The sequence below is a fragment of the Variovorax glacialis genome, assembly GCF_051216375.1.
Classification (GTDB): domain Bacteria; phylum Pseudomonadota; class Gammaproteobacteria; order Burkholderiales; family Burkholderiaceae_C; genus Variovorax.
In genome coordinates this window covers 131,801-153,051 of record NZ_JBPJZT010000014.1, presented here as the reverse complement: position 1 = coordinate 153,051, position 21,251 = coordinate 131,801, and the positions used below count along the sequence as shown (strand labels likewise).

Annotated in this window: 21 protein-coding genes; 11 read left to right on the top strand and 10 right to left on the bottom strand. The window is 62.5% G+C overall.

What is annotated here, in order from left to right:
• The first annotated feature begins 137 nt into the window (after positions 1 to 137).
• The 4 genes from ACSFBL_RS27985 to ACSFBL_RS27970 all read left to right on the top strand — a co-directional run bounded on the left by ACSFBL_RS27985 (position 138) and on the right by ACSFBL_RS27970 (position 3,781).
• Positions 138 to 1,247: a DNA-binding protein gene (locus ACSFBL_RS27985; RefSeq protein ID WP_435519082.1), complete on the top strand. Its 1,110-nt coding sequence runs from the start codon at positions 138 to 140 to the stop codon at positions 1,245 to 1,247.
• A 245-nt stretch (positions 1,248 to 1,492) separates the two neighbouring features.
• Entirely contained in the window at positions 1,493 to 1,672 is a 180-nt protein-coding gene (locus ACSFBL_RS27980) for a hypothetical protein (protein ID WP_435519081.1), read from the top strand.
• A gap of 567 nt (positions 1,673 to 2,239) precedes the next feature.
• Positions 2,240 to 2,497 (top strand): non-homologous end-joining DNA ligase LigD, encoded by a 258-nt coding sequence (gene ligD / locus ACSFBL_RS27975; RefSeq protein ID WP_435519080.1) that lies wholly within the window; start codon positions 2,240 to 2,242, stop codon positions 2,495 to 2,497.
• Between the two features lie 369 nt (positions 2,498 to 2,866).
• The gene (locus ACSFBL_RS27970; RefSeq protein ID WP_435519079.1) at positions 2,867 to 3,781 is read left to right on the top strand and encodes a DMT family transporter; all 915 of its coding nucleotides are present in this window, start codon (positions 2,867 to 2,869) and stop codon (positions 3,779 to 3,781) included.
• A gap of 41 nt (positions 3,782 to 3,822) precedes the next feature.
• On the opposite strand, the gene ACSFBL_RS27965 is transcribed toward ACSFBL_RS27970, so the two are convergent.
• Entirely contained in the window at positions 3,823 to 4,737 is a 915-nt protein-coding gene (locus ACSFBL_RS27965; RefSeq protein ID WP_435519078.1) for a LysR family transcriptional regulator, read from the bottom strand.
• A gap of 121 nt (positions 4,738 to 4,858) precedes the next feature.
• Between ACSFBL_RS27965 and ACSFBL_RS27960 the strand changes: the two genes are divergently transcribed.
• Entirely contained in the window at positions 4,859 to 5,062 is a 204-nt protein-coding gene (locus ACSFBL_RS27960) for a tautomerase family protein (RefSeq protein WP_435519077.1), read from the top strand.
• A 14-nt stretch (positions 5,063 to 5,076) separates the two neighbouring features.
• Positions 5,077 to 6,027, top strand: a complete 951-nt coding sequence (locus ACSFBL_RS27955) for an alpha/beta fold hydrolase (RefSeq protein WP_435519076.1) — start codon at positions 5,077 to 5,079, stop codon at positions 6,025 to 6,027.
• 77 nt (positions 6,028 to 6,104) lie between these two features.
• Here ACSFBL_RS27955 and ACSFBL_RS27950 read toward each other — a convergent pair whose 3' ends face one another.
• From ACSFBL_RS27950 to ACSFBL_RS27920, 7 genes are all read right to left on the bottom strand, one after another.
• On the bottom strand, positions 6,105 to 6,515 hold the full coding sequence (locus ACSFBL_RS27950) for a cupin domain-containing protein (RefSeq protein WP_435519075.1): 411 nt from the start codon (positions 6,513 to 6,515) through the stop codon (positions 6,105 to 6,107).
• Between the two features lie 75 nt (positions 6,516 to 6,590).
• Positions 6,591 to 6,905, bottom strand: coding sequence for an antibiotic biosynthesis monooxygenase family protein (locus tag ACSFBL_RS27945; RefSeq protein WP_435519074.1), 315 nt, complete (start codon positions 6,903 to 6,905; stop codon positions 6,591 to 6,593).
• 22 nt (positions 6,906 to 6,927) lie between these two features.
• Entirely contained in the window at positions 6,928 to 7,698 is a 771-nt protein-coding gene (locus tag ACSFBL_RS27940) for an SDR family NAD(P)-dependent oxidoreductase (RefSeq protein WP_435519073.1), read from the bottom strand.
• Between the two features lie 12 nt (positions 7,699 to 7,710).
• Positions 7,711 to 8,640, bottom strand: a complete 930-nt coding sequence (locus ACSFBL_RS27935) for an NAD-dependent epimerase/dehydratase family protein (protein WP_435519072.1) — start codon at positions 8,638 to 8,640, stop codon at positions 7,711 to 7,713.
• Between the two features lie 5 nt (positions 8,641 to 8,645).
• Complete coding sequence (locus tag ACSFBL_RS27930) at positions 8,646 to 10,535, bottom strand: TRAP transporter large permease (RefSeq protein WP_435519071.1); 1,890 nt, start codon at positions 10,533 to 10,535, stop codon at positions 8,646 to 8,648.
• A gap of 127 nt (positions 10,536 to 10,662) precedes the next feature.
• A complete protein-coding gene (locus tag ACSFBL_RS27925; protein WP_435519070.1) occupies positions 10,663 to 11,724 on the bottom strand; it encodes a TRAP transporter substrate-binding protein in 1,062 nt (353 codons plus the stop codon).
• 33 nt (positions 11,725 to 11,757) lie between these two features.
• Positions 11,758 to 12,183 carry a VOC family protein gene (locus ACSFBL_RS27920; RefSeq protein ID WP_435519069.1) on the bottom strand — a complete coding sequence of 142 codons (426 nt, stop codon included), beginning with the start codon at positions 12,181 to 12,183 and terminating at the stop codon, positions 11,758 to 11,760.
• A gap of 193 nt (positions 12,184 to 12,376) precedes the next feature.
• On the opposite strand from ACSFBL_RS27920, the gene ACSFBL_RS27915 reads away from it, so the two are divergent.
• The 3 genes from ACSFBL_RS27915 (at position 12,377) to ACSFBL_RS27905 (ending at position 15,360) form a co-directional block, all read left to right on the top strand.
• On the top strand, positions 12,377 to 13,213 hold the full coding sequence (locus ACSFBL_RS27915; protein ID WP_435519068.1) for an HTD2 family dehydratase: 837 nt from the start codon (positions 12,377 to 12,379) through the stop codon (positions 13,211 to 13,213).
• Entirely contained in the window at positions 13,210 to 14,418 is a 1,209-nt protein-coding gene (locus ACSFBL_RS27910) for a CaiB/BaiF CoA transferase family protein (RefSeq protein ID WP_435519067.1), read from the top strand. The genes ACSFBL_RS27915 and ACSFBL_RS27910 overlap by 4 nt, the downstream gene beginning before the upstream one ends.
• 75 nt (positions 14,419 to 14,493) lie before the next feature.
• A complete protein-coding gene (locus tag ACSFBL_RS27905) occupies positions 14,494 to 15,360 on the top strand; it encodes an IclR family transcriptional regulator (RefSeq protein WP_435519066.1) in 867 nt (288 codons plus the stop codon).
• A gap of 18 nt (positions 15,361 to 15,378) precedes the next feature.
• Here the strand turns inward: ACSFBL_RS27905 and ACSFBL_RS27900 are convergent, their stop codons facing one another.
• Entirely contained in the window at positions 15,379 to 16,101 is a 723-nt protein-coding gene (locus tag ACSFBL_RS27900) for a helix-turn-helix transcriptional regulator (RefSeq protein ID WP_435519065.1), read from the bottom strand.
• A gap of 337 nt (positions 16,102 to 16,438) precedes the next feature.
• On the opposite strand from ACSFBL_RS27900, the gene ACSFBL_RS27895 reads away from it, so the two are divergent.
• Together ACSFBL_RS27895 and ACSFBL_RS27890 are read left to right on the top strand one after the other, a co-directional pair.
• Complete coding sequence (locus ACSFBL_RS27895) at positions 16,439 to 18,325, top strand: tannase/feruloyl esterase family alpha/beta hydrolase (protein WP_435519064.1); 1,887 nt, start codon at positions 16,439 to 16,441, stop codon at positions 18,323 to 18,325.
• A 101-nt stretch (positions 18,326 to 18,426) separates the two neighbouring features.
• Positions 18,427 to 19,308, top strand: a complete 882-nt coding sequence (locus ACSFBL_RS27890) for a helix-turn-helix transcriptional regulator (RefSeq protein WP_435519063.1) — start codon at positions 18,427 to 18,429, stop codon at positions 19,306 to 19,308.
• Here the strand turns inward: ACSFBL_RS27890 and ACSFBL_RS27885 are convergent.
• On the bottom strand, positions 19,293 to 21,194 hold the full coding sequence (locus ACSFBL_RS27885; RefSeq protein ID WP_435519062.1) for a sigma-54-dependent Fis family transcriptional regulator: 1,902 nt from the start codon (positions 21,192 to 21,194) through the stop codon (positions 19,293 to 19,295). The genes ACSFBL_RS27890 and ACSFBL_RS27885 overlap by 16 nt on opposite strands.
• Positions 21,195 to 21,251 lie beyond the last annotated feature (57 nt).

The following is a 21,251-nucleotide window of genomic DNA, read 5'->3' as shown; positions in this document are numbered from 1 at the left end:
CGACGACGCAAGCCGTCCGACGAGCAACGTGTTTCCGTCATTTATCATATGTGCCATGTATGATGTCTTACGTACATCGTACATCATTTCCGATAATCTCTTATTATCGAAAGTAAACAGGGCAAGAGGAGCACGGCATGGATCCCAGAAGTTCGAGCGTTGAAATTCAGCCGCGCAGCGGCGGCCGCGGGGTCCAGGAGGCGCAGGTGTGGGAAGCCGCGGACACGCTGTTGCAGGAGGGTCTGCGCCCGACCATCGAGCGCGTGCGCCAGAAGATCGGCAGTGGCTCGCCCAATACCGTGAGCCCCATGCTTGAGCGATGGTTCTCCACCCTTGGCAAGCGCCTGGAGGGACGCAGCGGCATCGTCGTCGAAGGCGAGGGGGAAAAGCTTCCCCTGGCGATCGTGCAGGCCGCCCACCAGTTCTGGGAGGTCGCCCGTCGGGAAGCTGACCAGGTGCAGGTCCAGAGGTCCGAAGCAGACCGGCGCGAGCTCGAACTGCAGCGTGAAGCGCTTGCCCATAAGGAATCGGAACTGACCCAGCGCGAGGCCTCCTTCGAACAGGCCCGCGTCGCGCTCGACGAGGCGTTGGCATCGTCGCGCCAGGCGGTCGCAGCCATGGAGGCCCAGATGCATGCGCAGCAGCAGGAATCCGCGCGGCAGCTGGCCGACGCGGAAGCCGAAGTGCGACGCCTGCGCAAGGCGCTGGAAGAGGCCATCGCCAGCAAGGAAGCCCTGCGCGAGAAGTCGGCCATGGAACTTGGCGCAGCCCACCGCGATGCGAAGGAGGCAGAGCAGCGCCATGTGGCACACGAACGCCGTCTCCTTGCTGACGTCGATCGCGAACGCGTCGCCGCGCGCCAGGCGGCCGCCGACCTTGCCAAAGAGCAGAAGTCCAGCGCTGCGTCTCTCGAAGCCGCCCGCAGCGCCCAGGAAGCAGCCAACCAGGCGCTCCAAGCCGAGAGGACGGCGCACGGCGATGCAGTTGCCACGTGGTCCCGCAAACAGCAGGAAATCCAGGTCGAACTCGCCACCCTTCGAGAGCGGGCTGCCGGGGCAGAGCAGCGTGCGATGGACCTTGCCGCGCAGCTGCAGCGCCAACAACAGCAGTCGGAGCGCGAAAGCGCGCAGCTACGCGAAAGCCAGGAGGCGACAGCCGCTGCGCTGCGCCAGCTCGAAGCGCGTCGCGTACTGTCGAATGGGAAACCTCAGACCAGCCGGGCGGCGAAGCAGAAGACAACCAAATGACTGAGCCGGCCATCACGAGCTAAAGCGGCCACCGCGCGCGACGTTTATCACGAGGCCGGCACGTTGGTTCGCATTTGCGGGAACGAAGGTCTCCACGCTACTCAAAATGGGACCGCCACCATCCCGCCCCCCCGAGCCAAGACACCATGACCATGCGATTCCCAACGCCTGGCGGCCATCCGCGCCACGGCCCTTTTCAGTGCCGCGATCAGCGAAGCGACCTCGAGCACGAATGGGCCGCAGACATGACATGGGGCGTTCTGGGCATTGCCGCCTTGGCGGGCGCTGCAGTCCTGCTGGCGGCGATAGCGCTGTGGCGCCGCCGGGCGAGGGCGGTGACGGAGTCGGTCGAGCCGGCGCGCCGGCGGGCGCTGCTCAGGCATACCGAGCGAATCGCGACGCAGATGGCCGAGCCGGATTTTTGAGTCCTGCTTGGCGTTGCGGGCCGTAGAAGTTCTTCATGCCGGCCAGTAGTCGGCCCGATCGCTTCCGTTATGCAGCTCGACCGGCGCCAGCAAGCCATCGAACTCGGACGCGTCGCCATCCAGCACTGAACCGCCGGCTGGTACGTTCGCGGACACGCCTACAAAAGTTTCTCAGAGCGAAGGCACTTTCAAATGTCTAGGCTTTTCGCACTCCGATGGATTGCAAACCGGCGCCGATTGGTCCGCGATCAAGAGCGAACCCTGCCAATAGACTTTGCAAATCTATAGAGACCACCCCGCGTGACATGGGTCCACCTCATAGTTGCTGCCGGCTGCGGCCGCTTCGCTCACAACTTGAGGTGCGTCGAGCGTTGACTTTCGGGCACCATAACGCGCTCTTATCGGGCCCGATAAGCGCGTGTTGCTGGATGACCCGGGTTGAAGTCCTGGTTGAAGACGAGTGGGGCGAGGGGCTGCGCCGCTGGCACCGCGTGTCGACTACGACACCGTTAACGCGTTTTCGAAAGCGATATTCCAGCACCTGGCAAAGACATCCCGTCGCGCTTCATGGCCAAGAGCGAGGCCAGCAATCGCGTTGGGAAGCTCTTTGTCGACTATCTGCGCAATGGCCGAGGGGCCACGACTTCGGCGGCTTTCTCGGCGCGCGCGCGACCGGGTTTCGGCGCGTCGATGCCGGTTCGCTGGGGCGAACTCCAGGAACTGAAAAAAGCGGCTCTCACTGGACCATCCTCACCGCGCGAAAACACCTGTCATGCCAGAAGACAGACCCTTGGGCGGCCCATTGGAAGGCGAAGCAGTCATTGACCGAACCCACGCGTGTGCTGGGTTACACACATTGAAGTCGTCGGGCCAGTGTCGCGTTTTCACCCGAGCGCGGCAACGACCGCTCAAGGACACATGCACGTCGATTCCACGGCGAGATCGAACCGGTCATCGACTACGTCCACGCGGTGGCAGCGGCCTACCGCTCGCAGCGGGCACTTATGTCACCTCGGATGGGATTAACGGGCTCGGCCAGGGCATCCACGGGGAGGGGGCCGATTTACTTGTTGAGTGACTCAAGGGCCAGCGTCTGACGGATTAAGCTCTGACCCTGGAGCAGCTCGCGCAGCCGCAGCCGCACTACCTGAGCTCAGTCCGCTTTGTCGCGGGTTGGGGTATCGTGCTCCCTGAATGAACCATAGTAGTGCCGCCCGTGGAACCCTTGCTGGAGCGCTGCCATTGGTCATCGTGCTGACCGTTGTATGGGGCACGAACTGGGTGCTCTTTCCGCTGGCCGTTCGGGAAGTCTCGGTGTGGACTTTCCGTGCCGTGTGTCTTCTGGGGTCAGGCCTGCTCTTGCTTGCTGCCGCCCGGGCGAGAGGCATGTCGTTGCACATACCTGCGCCGCAGCGAAAGCCTCTCGTGCTGGCCGCGCTCGCTTACCTCGTCATCTGGAACGTGGGCAGTACATACGCGGCGGTCCTCATTCCCTCGGGACAAGCCGCCGTGCTCGGTTTCACGATGCCGTTGTGGGCGACGCTGATCTCGTGGCTGCTCCTTGGCGAGAAGCCATCGGCCCGCCTTGCTTGTAGCGTCGTTCTTGCGAGCGGGGGCGTGGCGCTTCTTGCCTTCGCGGCCCGACACAGCTATGCCTCGGCGCCTCTTGGGTTCGTATTGGGGCTCTCGGCCGGGATCGGGTGGGCATGCGGGACGCTCATCCTCAAGCGCGCGGGGCTCACGGTCGCGCCGATCGTCTCGACCGGCTGGCAGTTGGTGATCGCCGGCATCCCCATCCTGATCGTCGCAGTGGCGACGGGCACGCGTGAGGCCTTCGTTCCATCGTTGACGTCGCTGGTCGTGATTGCATACATCACAATCGTGCCGATGGCGTTGGGCAATATCGCCTGGTTCTCGATTGTCGACATGTTGCCGGCCCCGGTTTCCGGGCTTTCCACTGTCATGGTTCCCATGGTGGCGATGGTCACGGGCGCCGTCGTTCGCGCAGAACCACTCGGCCCGATTCAACTGGGTGCGATGGCGTGCTGCGGCGCATCCCTGCTGCTGGTGCTGCTGAAGCCGCGACGATCAGCTGCCGCCGGCCCGTGATGGCAGTGGGATAGCGATCGAAGCGCACGCAAAACAGGCGGTCAATCCAATCGCCCCAGCGCTGCATAGGCCACCAACTGGTCGACGACATGGCGAACGCGAGGACTCAGCTGGGCTTGCTGGGGCCATACCGCATGAACTTCGACCCCCGCCGAGCACATTGGCAGGACCGCCTGCAGCGCACCCCGCGCCAGCGGCTCGCGCACGAGCGAGATGGGCATCTGGATCAGGCCGAGTCCTCCCATCGCGGCGTCCACCATGGCCTGGCCGTCGCTGAGGCGATGGGTCGCGGGCGGCGTGAAGCGCTTCGCGACGCCGCTGTCGGTCACGAACCAGACCAGCGGCGGGCCTTTGACAGAGCCGACGATACAGCGATGTGCGCGCACGTCAGCCAAGGTGCGTGGCTCGCCGTGCGCGCGGAGATAAGCCGGCGCGGCGCAGATCACGCGCTCCTGGGTGACCAGGTGCCGCGCGACAAGATCACTGCTGTTCGGAAGCGCCCCGAAGCGGATCGCCAGGTCGACATCTTCCTTCAGCAGGTCGCTGGTGGCGTCCGTGAAGGTGAGGGTAAGGCTCAAGCCCGGGTGGGGCCGCGTGATCTCGATGAGCGCTGGCAACAACACGTGGCGGCCGAACGCGACTGGCATGTCGATGTGCAGCCGGCCGCTCAGGATCTGGTTCCTGGAAGAGAGGGCTGCTTGCGCCGCCGTGACTTCCTCCATGGCCGCGATGCACGCCGTGAGATACGCCTCGCCGTCGGCGGTGAGTCTGGTCAAACGCGTAGTCCGGTGAAACAACTTGAAGCCAAGGCGGTCCTCGAGCCGGCCGATTGTCTTGCCGACGGCGGATTTCGTGAGGCTCATCCGATTTGCCGCCTCTGTAAACGTGCCGGCGCGCCCGGCGGCGACAAATACAGCCACGCCCGACAGTGGGTCGCGCTCGGATGATGTATCCATTGGGGCTACTCTGGGAGGAAAAAACGTCGGATTATCGACTCAATTTCTTCACTACGATGGAGCTCCCCAACCCGGCTTCGACACGCGCCGGGGTGAAGCATCATTTTCAAAGGAGCAATGTATGCCCGTCGTTCGAGTGAGCTGGTTTGAAGGCAAGGACCACAGCCAGAAGGCAAAGGTTGCCGCCGAAATCACTGAAAGCATCGTTCGCCACACCGCGACGGATCCCAACTACATCTACGTCATCTTCGAAGATGTGAAGGCCTCGGATTGGGCTGGCGCTGGCAAGCTCTTCGGGAAGGCGCCCGAAACAAGCGCCAGCTGACCTGCGTGCGTGCCATGCAAATACCGACCACGCTTGCGTCGGCGCTCGCGGTGCTGGGCGCAGACTTCACCTTTCCTCACCCGATCGAGGGCATGCCTCAAAAGCTGTCCGACTTCGACGGACTTCGGATCGGTTCCTTTGTCACCAACGACGGGGTCAAACTCGCCTACTGGGAGGCAGGGCAGGGCCGGCCGTTGATCTTCGTGCCGGGGTGGTCTGGGCATGGCGCCCACTACATCAACCTGCTGTACATGCTGGCCGAGCACCATCACGTATACGTGCTGGATCCGCGCAACCAAGGGTTGTCTCAGCAGGTCGACTACGGCACTCGGATTGCGCGCCTGTCGATGGACCTCAAGGAATTCGGCGATCGCATTGGGCTGACGTTGGCCGACTATGTGGGTCACTCGATGGGGGCGGCCATTCTCTGGAGCTACATCGACCTGTTCGGCACGCAGGCCTTTCGCAAGGTCGTTTTTGTGGACGAGCCGATCTCGATTTATTCGCATCAGGATTGGTCTGAACACGAACGCCTGGAGGCAGGCGCCACGACCACTTCGCCAGAGCGCATGGTGGCGGCTTTCACGGCGGGCGGGCCGGTCAACAAGCTCATCACGGACATGAAGCCATTTGAGCGCTTCTTCATGTTCGACTCGCCCTATTACGAGAACTCGGAGCGATTCGCCAATGCGTTCATCCAGAGCGACCCAAAGGCGATGGGGCGAGTGCTGTTCGATCACACCGTGAACGACTGGCGTGATGTCGTACGCCACAAGATCGACATTCCAGCGGCCATCTTCTCGGGTGAGGAAAGCAACAACCTGCCCAGCCAGCAGTGGGCACAGTCCGTGATTCCCGGCGCAACGCTCTACAACTACTCGACGGCCGAGCAGGGCGATCACTTCCTCATGTTCAAGAACCCGGTGAAGTTTGTCGAGGATCTCAGGGCGTTTCTCGAGGGCTGACACCTCTAATGGCGATGAACGTCGCTACCGGTCGCTTAGCTCGCAACGCCTATGGAGGGCTGGCGACGGCAAGGTGTCTACCCCAGGAAGCGATCGCCTTCGGAGCCAATGCCTACGGTCTCACCTGTCGCGGCAAATGTGCGGTTGACGTCCGGCGACCCGTAAACGACCAAGACGTAGGCCGTGTCCGCTCCAACGTTTACAAGCTCGTGCTCGACACCCGCGGAGATGAACGTGGAGTCGAAGCGCTGACAGATGGCTTCGCGTTCGCCCAACTTGATCTTGACCGTGCCCTCCAGCACGGTGACCTGTTCCTCGCTGTTGTGAGAGTGTCGAGGTGCTGAGATTCCAACGGGCAGCTTTGAGATGCCGGTATGCATGGCGCACGCCCCGACTTTTCGGGTGGCGATGAGGTAGTTGACAATGCCGTTGCCGCGCGGCACCTGCTGCAATGTGTCAAACGGAAGGAAATGAGACTGCTCGGTCATGAGGTTCTTTCTTCGAAGGGGAAGATTGAGGGAAACAACAACGGCTGAGGAGAAGGGACGTCGTTGTGTTGCAGCTCACTCGACTTTCTCTGCCGATGACAAAGCGAGGTCGAAATGCTCTGTGAAAGGGGGTTGCGCAAAGAAGTCGGCGACGATGCTTCGCCATTCAGCAAATGCTGGCGAACCGCGGAACTTGATGGTGTGATCCTCGAGCGTGTCCCACTCGAGCATGAGCACATACCGGTCAGGCGACTCGATGCTGTGGCGCACCTGGTAGCCCCTGAACCCCTCGGAATTGGCGATGACGGTGTCCAGCCCGAGCTGAACAGCCCTCTCGAACGGCGCCTGCTGACCGGGCTTGATGCGAATGTCGGCAACTTCGAGGATCATTTGAGTCTTCCTTGGTGGTCGGTCAGTGGATGTGGCTGCCGCCGTTGACGTCGAGCGTGGCGCCCGTGACATAGGCAGAGAGGTCGGAAGCGAGGAACAGGCATGCCCCCGCGATTTCGCGCGGCTTGGCCGCCCGACGCAGTGGAATGCCCGACACGATTTCATGATGCTTGGCGTCGGACATGCCGTCCACCATGCCGGTCTCGGTCATGGATGGGCAGATGACGTTGGCGCGAATGCCCAGCGGACCGAATTCGCGGGCAATGCTTCGGGTCAAGCTGAGGACCCCGCCCTTGGAGGCCGCATAGTGCGCGCTGCCGACCAGTCCGCCGCCGCGTTGCGCCGCGACCGATGCGACATTGACGATGACCCCAGAGCTGCGCGGCTGGAAGACCCTCAAGGCGCTCTGGCACAGGTGGAAGGCGCCCTTCAAATTGACGTTCAACATGAGGTCCAGTTCCTTCTCTCCGATGTCGAGCATCGCGTGGGACTGGACCACCGCTGCGGAGTTGACCAGGCAATCGATTGTTCCGTGCAACGACACGACGTCCTGCATGAGCCGCTCGCAGTCAGATGCGCTGCTGATGTCGCATCGCAATCCGTGCACCGAGGCGCTGTGCCCGAGGCGCTTCTCGATCGATACCTTGATGTCGGCCAGCACCTGGTCGTTCATCGACAGGTCGACCACGACGACTTTCGCGCCGTGTTCGGCGAACAGTTCGGCCGTGGCGTAGCCGATGCTGCGCAGCGAGGCGGCGCCGGCGACAACACACACTTTGTCTTTAAGTAGCATGGGATTCTCAATTCATGGGTTGGGTTTTGCCGACGAAGCGTCGACGGGCATATCGTTCAAGATCCAGCCGGTCACAGAAGCATACGTTGGCGACCAACCGAGTTCCCGGCGTGCGCGCACCGCCCTTACCCGGCTGTTGCTGCCGAGCGAAAAGTACGCTTTGGCTTGGCCCCAACGCTCGACCGCGACGTCCGGCGGCAACGCTTGTGGAGGCCCGAGGTCAAGCCGCTTCGCAATCGCTTCGGCGATCTCGCCGAAGGACGCTTCGCCGTTTTCCGCGAAGTAGAACGAGCCAGCGGGCGCTTTCGCGATGGCCAGTAGATACACGTCGGCCACGTCGTCGATATGCACGTTGGACCAGACATTCAGTCCGGGGCCGACCGTTTGAACAATTCCTTGTTCCAGGGCGTTGCTGACAAGCGTGGGGATCTGCACGCTGTTGCGATTCATCCCGCTGCCGACGCCGTAGATGAGGCTGGGGCAGATGACCACGGAACGCACGTCGCGCGATGCCGCGCCGAGGATCGACAGGTCCAGCTCACGGCGGGCTTGCTTGCCCGGAGCCACCACGAATGGGGTGGTTTCGTCGAAGACCGTGTCGGAGCGGCGGCTGCCGCGCACGTCGTCGCCCACCACGCTGGATCCGCTGGTGTGCACGAACACTTTCGACGAGCCCTCGAGGCCCGCAAGCAATGCACGCACGGCGCCGGCATTGTCAGCGCTGGCCGTATTGATCACGCCATCCGAAGCGCGCGCCTCGTCGGCAAGCAGTTCGACGTTGTCCAGTCCGCCAAGAACGGGTTCGACGCCGCGCTCTGCGAGCAGCGCCGCGCTTTCGGCGCTGCGCACCAGGCCGCGCACCCGATAGCCGTTCTCGACGAGCTTCGATGCGATCGTGCCGCCGATGTATCCCGTGGCACCCGTCAGAAAAATGGTTTGCATGATGTTTACTTGAGAAAGCCCGTCGACAGCCAGGGCACCGCGGCGACGATCACCGTTCCCACCAACAGGGCCAGCATGTAGCCCATGATCGGCTTCATCCCGGCGCTCGGGCTGACGCGGGCAATGGCGCAAGCCGAGTAGTAGCCCACCCCGAATGGCGGGGCAAAGAGGCCGATGCCCATGGCAAGCACCACCACCATCGAGTAGTGGACGTCGTTGACTCCGAACTGCTTGGCGATCGGAAAGAGGAGCGGGCCGAAGACGACGATGGCAGGAATCCCCTCAAGCACGCTGCCCAGCACGATGAACGCGAGGATGGAGACGGCGAGGAAGCCCGCCGTACCGCCCGGAAGCTGCGTCATGGCTTCAGCCAACTGGCGGGAGAAGCCGGACTGCGTCAACGCCCAAGCCATTCCTGTTGCCGTTCCGATGATGAGCAGGATGGCACCCGACAGGGCCGCGGTGTCCACCAGGGCAGGCCAAAGCTTCCTCAGGTCAAGTTGCCGATAAACCACAAGGCCGGCCAGGATGGCGTAGGCAATGCCGATCGTCGAGACTTCCGTGGCCGTGGCCACGCCTTCGACGACTGCGGCCCGGATGATGAACGGGAGCGCCAGCGCGGGCAGTGCAAAGATCAGGGACTTCCAGATCTCTTTTCTGGTGGCGCGCACGATATGCGACACGTCGACTTTGCGCACGCGCCACCACACCACGGTACACAGCAGGACAGCGAGCACCAGGGCCGGCACCAGACCACCGCTGAAAAGCGCTGCAATCGATATTCCCGTGACCGATCCGATCGTGATCAGGACGATGCTGGGCGGGATGGTCTCCGTTTGCGCGCCAGTCGCGGCAAGCAGCGCCACCATTTCGCCGTCTTTTTCTCCGCGCTTGCGCATCTCCGGGAAAAGGACTGGAGCGAGTGCGGCCATGTCCGCGGCTTTGGATCCAGAGATGCCGGAGACCAGGTACATGCCGCCGATCAGCACATAGGAGAGGCCGCCGCGGACATGTCCAAGCAATGAAGCCAGGAATCGGACCATGGCCTTTGCCATGCCGCTGAGTTCGAGGATGACGCCGAGAAACACGAACAGCGGCACGGCCAGCAGCACGAGGTGCGACATGCCTTCGTCCATTCTCCCGACGATGACGTTCACTGGCTTGGTCGTGGTCAGTGCGATGTAGCCGAAGGTGGCGAGGCCGAACGCGAATGCGATCGGTACGCCGGACAGGACGAGCAGCCCGACGATCACGACGAAGAAGATCAGCAGATTGAAGTTTCCGATGTTTGCGAAGGCCGGGCTGATGAAGTAAAGGCCGGCACCGGTAACCAGGGTCAGCCCGACGGCCATCGCCAGTCGCTTGCCGTCCGTCACTGCCGCCAGCTTGATGGCCGCTGCGACGCACATCAGGATCACGCCGCAGGGCAGTGCGGCGGCGCGCCAGGCACTCGAGATGCCCAGCGATGGCGTGGTGACGATGGCTTCTTCGCTTGCGAAGTCGTATGCCGGATGGGCGACCAGCAGGAGAAATGCCGCGGCCGCGACGACAGCGAACAGGTCCAGGAACGCCCGTGTGCCGGGAGACGCAATGTCGACGAGTGCCGTCATTCGCATGTGCGCGGAACGACGCAGCGCGATGACCGCGCCCAACATGGCCAACCAGAGAAAGAGGATGCCTGCAAGCTCGTCGGACCAGGTCAAGGGCTGATGCAGGGCGTAGCGGCTCACAACCCCCGAAAACAGGACCAGGATCTCGATCAGAACCAGCAAGGCGGCAGGCACTTCGGTGACGAAAGCGAGGACGCGATCGGCCTTGTAGACAGCCCGATGCCACGCGCTATCCGAGTGCGCGAGCGCTGCGTGCGGACTCGCAGAGTTGGTGGTGGGATCCACGGATTCGTCTCCAGTATTTCGAGTTGTTGGATGCTGGCGTGGGCACGCTCCCGCTGACCCGCCGTGGCTGCTACGAGCCCCGGTGGATCGACAGAGGATGGAATCCCGTGCCGGTGCTAACTTGCTTTTAGGCCAGCTTGCCGCTGTACTTTTCGAGGATGGCCCAGCCTTCAGGACCGAACTTCTTCTGCCAGTCGGTATAGAAGCCCGTTCTCGTCAAAGTGTCGCGGAACGGTTTGCCATCCACCTTGTTGAACTGCATGCCGGCGCCCTTGAGCTTGGTCTCAAGCGTCCCGGTCAATTCGTCGTGTGCAGATCGTTGCTTGAGGGCGCTGGCGTCAAACACGCGCGTGGCCAGTGTTCGGAGGTCTTCAGGAAGCGCTGCCCAGTTGCGCTTGTTGCCAATCAAGGCGAAGTATTCCCAGGTGTGCGAGGTGTAGGTGAGGAACTTCTGCACCTCGTAGAGCTTTGCGGCATCAATGGTCGGCAAGGCGTTTTCCTGACCATCGACCACCTTCGTCTGCAATGCGGTGTAGAGCTCGCCGATCGGCACGGTCGTCGGCGATGCCTCCAGGCCCTTGAACAGAGAAGTCTGGAACGCCGTTGCAGGCACCCTGATCTTCATCCCGACGAGATCCTTCGGAGAGGTGATCGGCTTGGATGAGTTGGTGATCTGACGGAAGCCGTGGTCGTAGAACTTGCCCACTGGCACGAGGTTCGCCTTGTCAAAGGTTCCGCGGATGTATGCACCGAGCTCGCCGTCCATGGCTTTCCAGACGGTCGGATAGTCGGAAAAGGCGAAAGGCATGGAGCTGAGCCCGGCTGCCGGAATCAGGTTGGCGTAGATCTGGCCAGCCGTGCAGATGAAGTCGATGGCGCCGGAGCGCACCTGGGAGAGCGTGTCCGTATCGCTTCCGAGTTGGCCGTTCGAATAGACCTCGATCGTCAGACGCCCGCCGGACTCTTTCAGGATGTCTGCGCACGCAGCCTTCAACGCAATAGGCGTGGGATGGCTGTCCGGCAGCGAAATCGCGATCTTGAGATTGAACTTGCCGGCTGCCTGCGCCATGACGACACCCGGCACCAGGGCGGTGGCCGCCACGGACGCGAGTTGCTTGAGCATGTCCCGACGTCCGGTCATGGATGGTGCCGAAAGATGTGAGCTGACGAAAGAGGTCTTGGTTTTCACGGTATGTCTCCTGCGGGTTTGCGGCGGGTGGGGTCAGCTGTACACGTTGGGCTGGTGCACTTCGATCACGTTGCCGTCCGGGTCTTGGAGGAACACTTGATGCCAGCCCGCGATAGCCCAGCGCCCATAGTCCGAATAGCGCATGCCGAGCTCGTCACACCTGCGCATGAAGCCCTTGATGTCATCCGTGCGGAAGCAGAAGTGGCCGCGGGCCATCGGGTTGACGATCTGTTTCATCTTGAAGCCGGTGTCCAGATCGCGTTCGGCCCAATGAAATTCGATGTCGCCATCGGTCAGGAAATCGACCTTGCCGTTGTAGCCAGTCGTGGTGCTTTCCGCGTTCACGCGAGAGTGCTCCTCATCGCGAATCGTGCCGAGGTCGAACAGCGTTTGATAGAACTTTGTGAGCCGCGGCAGGCTGTCGGTGCATAGGTTCATGTGGTGGAACTTGAAGTTCATGACGGGTCCTTTGTGGGATGTATGGGGTCGAAGAGGCACTGAAATCGCAGTGCTGGATGTACTTTATTAGATTCACTGGTGAAGTCAACTATGCATAGGTGTAAACACCTAGGCGGTAGATTTGCCGTTTTCAAGCCAAAAGGATGCATTTACACTTCACTCATGAAACTACAAATTTATTGGTGAGACATTTATGCTGGCCACAAACGAGAAAGAGACAGTCGTCCGCGAAGAGGTGTGCGGGCTGTCCGGAGCGCGCCGCGTCGCTGCGATGCTGGACCTTGACCCAGCGGGATTTGTTGCGGGCTCCCCGTTGCCCCGCGGTTGGCAGTTCCTGTTGATGGGAGCTGACACGCGGCGCTCGGAATTGCGCAGTGATGGGTTTCCGGGCTTGGGCGTTCCGATGCCGGACTTCGGACTTCCCCGTCTGATGCTGGGCGGACGCTCCGTCACTTTCGTCAGCGACATTCCGATCGGGGCCACGGTGCTGCGAAGCAGTGCGGTACGAAGCGTGGTCCACAAGTCGAACGCGTCGGGGCCCATGGCCGTCGTGACGCTTGCGCACGAACTTCGCATCGCCGAAAGGCTCGAGCCTTCGCTGATCGAGACCCAGACCTATTTGCTTTTGTCGCCTGGCAACAAGTCAGCCGACGAGGCGGATGCGCCGACCTTGGCGCCCGTGCAGGCAGAGCGGGTGACGACGCTGACGCCGGACGAAACGCTGCTGTTCCAGTATTCGGCCCTTGGCTTCAATTCGCACAGGATTCACATCGACCGGGACTTCGCGCGCAACCAAGAGGGATTCCCCGATCTCGTGGTCAACGGCGGGCTTGCAACGTTGCTGCTCACCGAGTTCCTGCGCCGTGACCTCGATGTGACTCCCGCTGCAATCAAGGTGCGCCACCTCGCACCGCTTTTCTGCGATCGACCAGTCATGCTGGCTGCCGATCGAATCGGCGAACGTTGGCGGCTCAGGGCCTTCGACGATCGCAACCGAATGGCCGTCGATATGGAGGTAGACACCCAATGAGCTTCGAACCCTTGAAGGGCCTGCGCGTCCTGGACTTGACCAGCGTCGTCGTTGGCCCGGTATGTACCTGGCGGCTGGGCCAATACGGCGCAGAAGTCGTGAAGGTCGAGAGCCCCGAAGGCGACTTGATGCGTGGCTTGGGCGGACTGTCGCCCACAGGCCAGCATTCGGGCGCATACCTGCACTTCAACCGCGGCAAGCGCAACATCTGCCTCGACCTGAAGAAGAAGGGCGCGCGCGAAGCCATCGACAAGCTCATCGAATCGGCCGACGTGGTTGTGGCCAACATGCGCCCACAGGCCCTCGAGCGACTGGGCCTCGATGCCGCAACCGTGCGCGCCAAGCATCCTGACAAAATCTACTGCCTGATCACCGGCTACGGCACGGACGGCCCGTACTCGGGCTTGCCCACCTACGACAGCGTGGTCCAGGGCGCCACCGGCATGGCAGGGTTGATGTTGGCTCGCGATGGCGCGCCGGCCTATGTGCCTCTGTTGATCTGCGACCACGTGGCTGGAGAGATCGCAGCGGGCGCAATCCTCGCGGCTGTTGTGGAGCGCAAGTCGAGTGGTGTTGGCTGCAGCATCGAAGTGCCCATGTTCGAGACGATGGCCGCATTTGTGCTTCAGGAACACCTAGCCCAGCAGAGCTTCGATCCGCCGGTAGGGCCGCCCGGTGACCTTCGCCTCCTGAGCCCGCACAACAAGCCGATCCAGACCGCGGACGGATGGATTTCGTTCACCATCAACACCGATCCACAGGTGCGCGCGTTCCTGAAGGCGACCGATCGTCCAGAACTGCTCGACGACCCGCGCTTTTCGAGCGTCGCCGCGCGCGCCCGCAACGTTGCGCAGTGGTTCGAGGTCCGCGGCGCCCCGCTGACGAGTCGGACCACGGAGCAATGGCTTCAGATCCTTCGCGCGGCGGACATTGCCGTGCAGCCCTGTCACACGCTGGACTCGTTGCCGCGGGATCCGCACCTCGAAGCAGTGGGATTGATCGATTTCGAGGAGCACCCGACCGAGGGCAGGACGGCGGCGATCAGGTCGTCCATCCGCTTCGAGGATGCCTACCCCCCACGCCGGTCACCGGCGCAGCCGCGTGGCGCTGACACCCGTGGCCTGCTGGCCGAACTCGGCTATGACGCCGACGCCATCGGTGCATTGCTCTCCGAAGGAGCGGCGCAGGCAACGCCGCAGAACTGAACGGGCTGCGTGATCGCGTCCGGGGAATCGAAAGCCGTCAAAATGCGGTTGTTGCGCAGAGCAACGGAGCACACGATGAAAGATGATGTGAACGAAGTCGCCACGGTGGCGGAAGCAGAGGGTCGGTCGTACTCGGCGCCGGCGCTGGAAAAGGGGCTCGACATTCTGGAAGTGCTGTGCCACAGCGACCAGCCGCTTTCGCAAAAGGACATCGCACAGCGCGTGGGGCGCACCACGGGTGAGATCTACCGGATGGTCGCGTGCCTTGTCAATCGCAACTACGTGACGCTGGTCGATGAAAATACCTATGCGATCACGACCAAGCTCTTCGAGCTGGCGCACATCAACTCGCCAACTCAACGCCTTCTGCAGGAGGCCGCGCCCTTGATGCAGAGGCTGGCGAGCGAACTGGATCAGTCCTGCCACCTGACCGTGTACGGCCAGGGCAAGCAGGTCGTGCTGTTCAAGGTCGACACACCCAGCGGCATGGGCTTTGCGATTCGCGCGGGCGCCGAAATCGATGTGCTGATCTCCGCTTCCGGGCGCGTCCTCGTGGCGTTCCAAGACGAGGAGACCCGGGCGTTGCGCATCGAGGAGTCACTTGCGCGCCGGCCCGACCAGGCCGACCCGCAGATTGACAACATCCTCGCCACTGTCCGGTCTACAGGCTACGAATCGATTCCGAGCGTGCAGGTGCGCGGCCTCTATGCTGTGAGCTTTCCGATTCTGGACACACAGGGCCATGCGATTGCCGCACTGACGGTTCCCTACGCCGAGCGGCTCGACCAGGTGGAGCGCAAGTCGATCCCCGAAGTGACCGAAGCGCTCGGTGCCGCAGCGAAGGCCCTCTCGCTTCGGATCGGCGGGATGGGAACCTTGAATGGACCGGCAGTCGGAGAGAAGAAGCTTGAAAAGCGGACCGCACGGGGCGGCGGTCGCTGAGCCGCCTGTTTGTCGAAGCTAGGTTCCGAGCCTGATTTCGCGCGGCGTTGCGCCGACTTTGCGTCGCATGAGCTCGGTCATGTGCGACTGGCTTGCGAATCCGGATGCGATTGCTATGTCCGCGATCGATCTTGCATGATCTGTCTGAAGCGACCTGATGGCTGCCTTGATCCGGCACTCCTGCACATATGCGTGGGGCGTCAGTCCAAACGTTGCCTTGAAGGTCCTCGCGAAGTGGAAAGGACTGAGGCCGATTTCGTCCGCGAGGCGTTTCAGCGACAGATCCGCACCCAGTTCGGCATGGATGATGTCCAGCAGCAGCCGCTGCTGCACAGCACCAAGACGGCCGGAAGCCAGTGCGAGCTGTCGCGGCGCTGACGCCGCGTAGCTGCCGCCCATCAACCCCAAGAGCGCGACCGACAGCCCCTGCGCATACAAGCGGCCATTGGGATGGCCGGCAAGCGCTTCGCCGGCAAGTGCGAAGACTGCATGGCTCACGCGGCGATCGAAAACTTCGTGCTGGGTGCGCAGTGCAAGGAACGGCATGTCGCCGTGCGTCATGGAATACACATCCGTGTCCGCCAACTCGACGAGCACGCACCGGCCTGCCTCGCCTGACCACCGGCAGTGGTCAAAGGCCATGCCCTTCTCATAGATCTCGATCATTCCCGGCTCGGTGCGCATCTGCAGCGTCTGGCGGCCTTGCCGGTACCAGCGGCGTCCCCGGCCTTCGTGGGCCACGAAGATCCTGGCGACCGGATGGAAGTCGTCCCTGAGCTCCGCCTCGCAAGGAATTCCCGTCACCACGACCGGCAGGCATGAAGACGAGGCAGGGGAGGACGCCAACACCTCGGTCGGGTCATTCGAATGCGGGAGGTTGGCGAGATCCAGGCAATCCATGCACGCATGATTGTTCATAAAGGGATGCACAACAGTTCATCGTTTTCCCGGGGTGAGCAAGATTCTGATATTTGCGCTCCGTTTCTGAAAGAGCAAGCGGCGCTGAGATCCTAAGGTGCCGGTCAGCAGGCGAACGATTGTTCATCTGCGGCGATTCATCAAACTGGAGACAACAGCAATGCCGACCCTTGACCGCGCGCCCGAACCCGCTCCCCTTGAAGATGCCGCGAAGCGGCGGCGACCACTTTCTCTCGCGCTTGCCGCCGTGGGCGCCAGCGCGCTGATCGCCGGTTGTGGAGGTGGCGGGGGAGGCGGATATTTTCCCTTGCCGGCACCCGCTCCGGCGCCTGCCCCAGCACCCGCCCCCGCACCCGCACCGGTCTCGCTTTTGAAGTGCGATGACAGCCTGAAGACCGAATTCAAGCCCGACGCCAACACATCGGTGTTGCTGGTTCAGGCGTTCAAGGCCAACGACTCCTTGCTCCTGTCGGGCACCGCCACAGCCAGCACGCCGAAGGCGCCGGCGGACCTGTGCCTGGTGAAGCTGCTGGTGGGACCGGGCAACCCCGGACCCGCGGGGGCGCCATCGACTTCGGCAGGCATTGGCATCCAGATCCTGTTGCCCACAACGGCCAATTGGAACGAACGCATTCGCTCTTTTGGCAATGGCGGCTGGTCCGGTTCCTTGGAGACCAGCCTGACGTCCATCGCAACGGGCGATGGGCTCAATATCCTGGCTGCGGCGGTCGGAAAGGGATTTGCCGTCTCGACCTCGGACAACGGCCACGTCGGCGGTAGCGGCGCGTTCGCGATGAACCCAGACGGCTCGATCAACACCGCGCTCTGGCACGACTTTGCCGAACGCAGCCTTCACGAAACGGCCGAAAAGACCAAGGCACTCGTCCAGGGCTTCTACGGCAAGGCGCAGCGCTATGCCTATTGGGACGGCTACTCCACCGGGGGGCGACAGGCGCTGAAGCTGGCGCAGGTCTATCCGAAGGACTATGACGGCATCAACGCCGGCGCTCCGGCAATCAACTGGACTCGCTTCATTACCAACGAGCTGTATCCCCAGATCGTCATGCTGCGGGACCTTGGCGCCAACATGGCCCCTGCAAAGATCGACGCGATCAGCACTGCCGCCGTCAACGCCTGCGGAGGCGCCGCTCTCGGCTTTCTGGTGGACCCGCTGGCTTGCCGATACGACCCGACGAAGGATGCCGCCATGCTGTGCAATGGCGTCGCCGGAAACGGCGGAGTCGTGGGAACCAGCAGCGCCGCGACCTGCGCGACCCTTGCGGAGGCCACTGCGGTCAACAAGATCTGGTATGGACAAACGGCCGACGGGAGTGTGCCTGATCCTGCTGTAGACAACGGCGGTAGTTATAACCTCGCCGGGAGTACGCAAGTCTGGTTTGGTCTCACTCGCGGAAGCTCGCTTGCTGCGCTGGCGGGGAGTGGCTTCGTCTTTCCGATTGCCACCGACCAGGTCGCATTGGAGCTTCAGGATTCCACGTATGCCCAACCCACCTTCCTGAACGCGAAGGCCAATGGTGCGAACAAGTGGACGACGTTGACCTACGCAGGGCTGACGAACGCCGCCTTCCAGGGAATCTTGCTTCAGTCCTCATTCAGCAACATCAACACCGACAACGCCGATCTCAGCGCATTCAACGCGCGAAAGGGCAAGCTGTTGCTTTATCACGGGTTGGGTGACAACCTCATCGCGCCGCAAGGATCCATCAACTACTACAACCGGGTCGCCACGATGATGGGCGGCATCCCGTCGATCCAGTCGTTCTTCCGCTTCTACCTGATCTCCGGCATGCAGCACAACGGTTCCCTGGTGGGGCCGCCGACGTTCCCGATGCCGCAATCGGCCGCCAGTCGCGACGAGATGTTCACGGCGCTGCAAAACTGGGTGGAGAACGGAACGGAGCCGGGCCGGATAGACGTGACTTCTTCGAATGGCGCCGTGTCGCAGGCGCTGTGTGTCTATCCCCTGAAGGCTGTCTACGACGGTGCCGGTCCCCAGACCGCCGCGTCGAGTTACGCCTGCAAGTGACCTGGCGCGATCGCTGAGACGCGACAAAAGGGGGCCGCATAATGCCGGCTCCTTTTTCGTCGCAACCCCTTTTCATCGAACCCATGAACGACCGAAATGCAATGGCGCCGATCAGCGTCCTGGCGGACGATCGGTCACCCTACCTGGACGAATTCGGCGAGCGGCTGCGCACATTGCGATCGCGCAGGGGCGTTACACGCAAGGAACTCGCCCTTGTCTCGGGCATCTCCGAACGGTACCTTGCCAACCTGGAACTCGGCAGGGCCAACCCCTCGCTGGTCATCCTCGACCAGGTAGCGCACGGTCTCGATTGCGCCATTGCAGAACTGGTAGGGGACGCCACGACATTGACGCCCGAGTGGCTGCTGTTGCGGGACCTGCTCAGTGGTCGAAGCGAGGCCGAATTGCATGCCGCGCGCGTGGCCATTGCTCAGATGCTGGGCGCCGGCACGGACGGCGCGGGCAACCTCAATCGCATCGCCCTGATTGGCCTTCGAGGTGCGGGCAAGTCCACGCTGGGCCGCATGCTGGCGGAGGAACTCGGCGTGCCCTTCATCGAACTTAGCACCGAGATCGAGCAGGTGGCCGGCTACAGCATCCGTGAGATCCACGACCTGTACGGGCCGAATGCTTACCGCCGCTACGAACGACGCGCGCTCGAGCAGACCTTGCAGATCCATTCCGAGTTCGTCTTGGCCACGCCGGGCGGCATGGTCGCCGAGCCTTCGACCTTCAGCTTGCTCATGAGCCATTGCCGAACTGTGTGGTTGCGTGCGAAGCCGGAAGATCATATGAGCCGCGTCGCGCAGCAAGGAGACTTTCGCCCGATGGCGGGAAACGAAGAAGCCATGGAGGACCTGCGCCGGATTCTGACGGGGCGCGAAGCGTTCTACGCGAAAGCCGAAGTGCAAGTCGACACAAGCGCCCAACCACTGGAAAAAACGCTTCAGCTTCTTCGCGATCTCGTTCAAGTGGGACGTTGAATTCCAAGCTCGTGCAACTGCCGGTGCAAGGTCGCACGCGAAATTCCAAGCGAGATTGCTGCCTCCGAAACATTCCAGTTGCACCGATTGAGCGCCTGCTCGATGGCGGCGCGCTTGCCGACAGGCTGCGAGCCCAGCGTTGTTGATCCCGGCTTTCTTCCCAATGGCGGAGGAAGCTCGGTCATGTCGATCTTTCCATCGGTATCCATCGCGACGGCAAACCTGATGGCGTGATGAAGTTCGCGCAGATTGCCCGGCCAGTTGTGTGACATCAGGGCTTGCATGGCATCTTCGTCGACGAGCGGAGCCGGCCGTCCCACCCGTCGTGCAGCGACCTTCACCGCGCGTTCGATCAATTGCCGGCGATCATCGCGATGACGCAGCGCGGGCAGGCATACCGTCGCCCCCGCAAGCCTGAAATAGAGGTCTTCCCTGAAGCGGCCCTCGCGAACCTGCTCGGCAACGTCATGAAGACTGGCGGCAATCAGCGCGAAGCGCACCTGGACAGGCCGGGTCGCGCCGACCGGAGTGAATTCACCATCCGACAGAACCTGCAAAAGCCTTGTTTGCAGGGCAACAGGCATGTCACCGATCTCGTCCAGGAACAAGGTCCCGCCGTCGGCCTCAAGCAACCGGCCTCGTGAACCTTGGCGGGCCGCGCCGGTGAAGGCGCCAGGTCGATAACCGAAGAGCTCGCTCTCGATCAGTTCCGCGGTGATCGCGGCACAGTTGATGGCGATGAACTTGTCGGGCGTGCCCCCGGCATCCATGTGCAGCGCCCTGGCCAGGGCACTCTTGCCAGTGCCTGTCTCACCCTGGAGAAACACCGGAACGCGATGAGCGATCAAGCGTTGCGCGACGCTCATGGCATCGCGCACCACCGGGTCGCTGCCCACGATCTCCTCGGCCGTGGGCTGTGTCGCGTCCAGTGGGTCAGGCACACGTGCTCGCGTTGTCCCACTTTGTTGGGTCGAGCGCACTCTCGGCTGCTCGAAGCGGAAGAAGTGCTTGCTGCCATTCGGTAGATGAAACGCCACGTCCCCGCAGTCTGCGGCCTTGGCCCATCGATCCAGTCCTTCGATTTCCGAGAGCGACAAGCCGATCAGGCTCTCGCCGTTCGGTACGAGGATCCGTTGCGCCAGCGGCGTTGCGTCGAGCACTCTCCCGGAAGGATCGACTGCAATCCGCGACTCTGCGGCCGCGTCGCAGAAATCTCCGTGGCGAGACAGACGCAGAATCGTGTGGCCTGCATTGCGGCGATCGAAGAACTGGTTTTCGATACGGCGTGCCGAGGCGGTGACAACCTGGCGAACCAAAGCTTGCGCTGCACGATCCGAGCCGCGCAAGGTGGTGACGTTTAGCACGCCGGCCAGTTGGCCCGCTGCACCGAACACAGGGGCCACGGTGCAACTCACCCCGGCAAGGCTCGACGCAAAGTGGTCCTGCATCACCACGGACAAGGCGCGCCGCTCCTGGATGCAAAGTGCCACGCCGTTGGTGCCCTGCTTGTCTTCCGCCCAAATGGATCCCGGGAGTACCCCGACATTGGTGCACGCGTCCAGGACCAGCTCGGTAGATCGAAAGCTGAGCGCGACCCCGTCGGGGTCGGCCAGCATCACGACGTAGTCCTGCTCGGCCAGCAATTCGAAGAGACGTTGAACCTCTCCCTGCGACAGCGCGAGCAGGTCTGCGATTGGCTCACGGTGATCCTGAAGTTCCACCGGGGTCAGCACACAGGGACGCGCCACCCGGTCCGGGGTCAGCTTGTGGACCGCAAGACAACGCTCCTGCGAGGCGGCCACGCTGGTGCCATCAAGCAGCGCGTCCTGCAGAAGAGTAGGTACTGCGGCGGGGCGCAGCACGCTCGGAGGAAAGGCTTTGTCCACAGCGCGATGTCTCCTGCAAGGGGCCTGGGGCGGGCCCCTTATATGGAAGGATTCTGC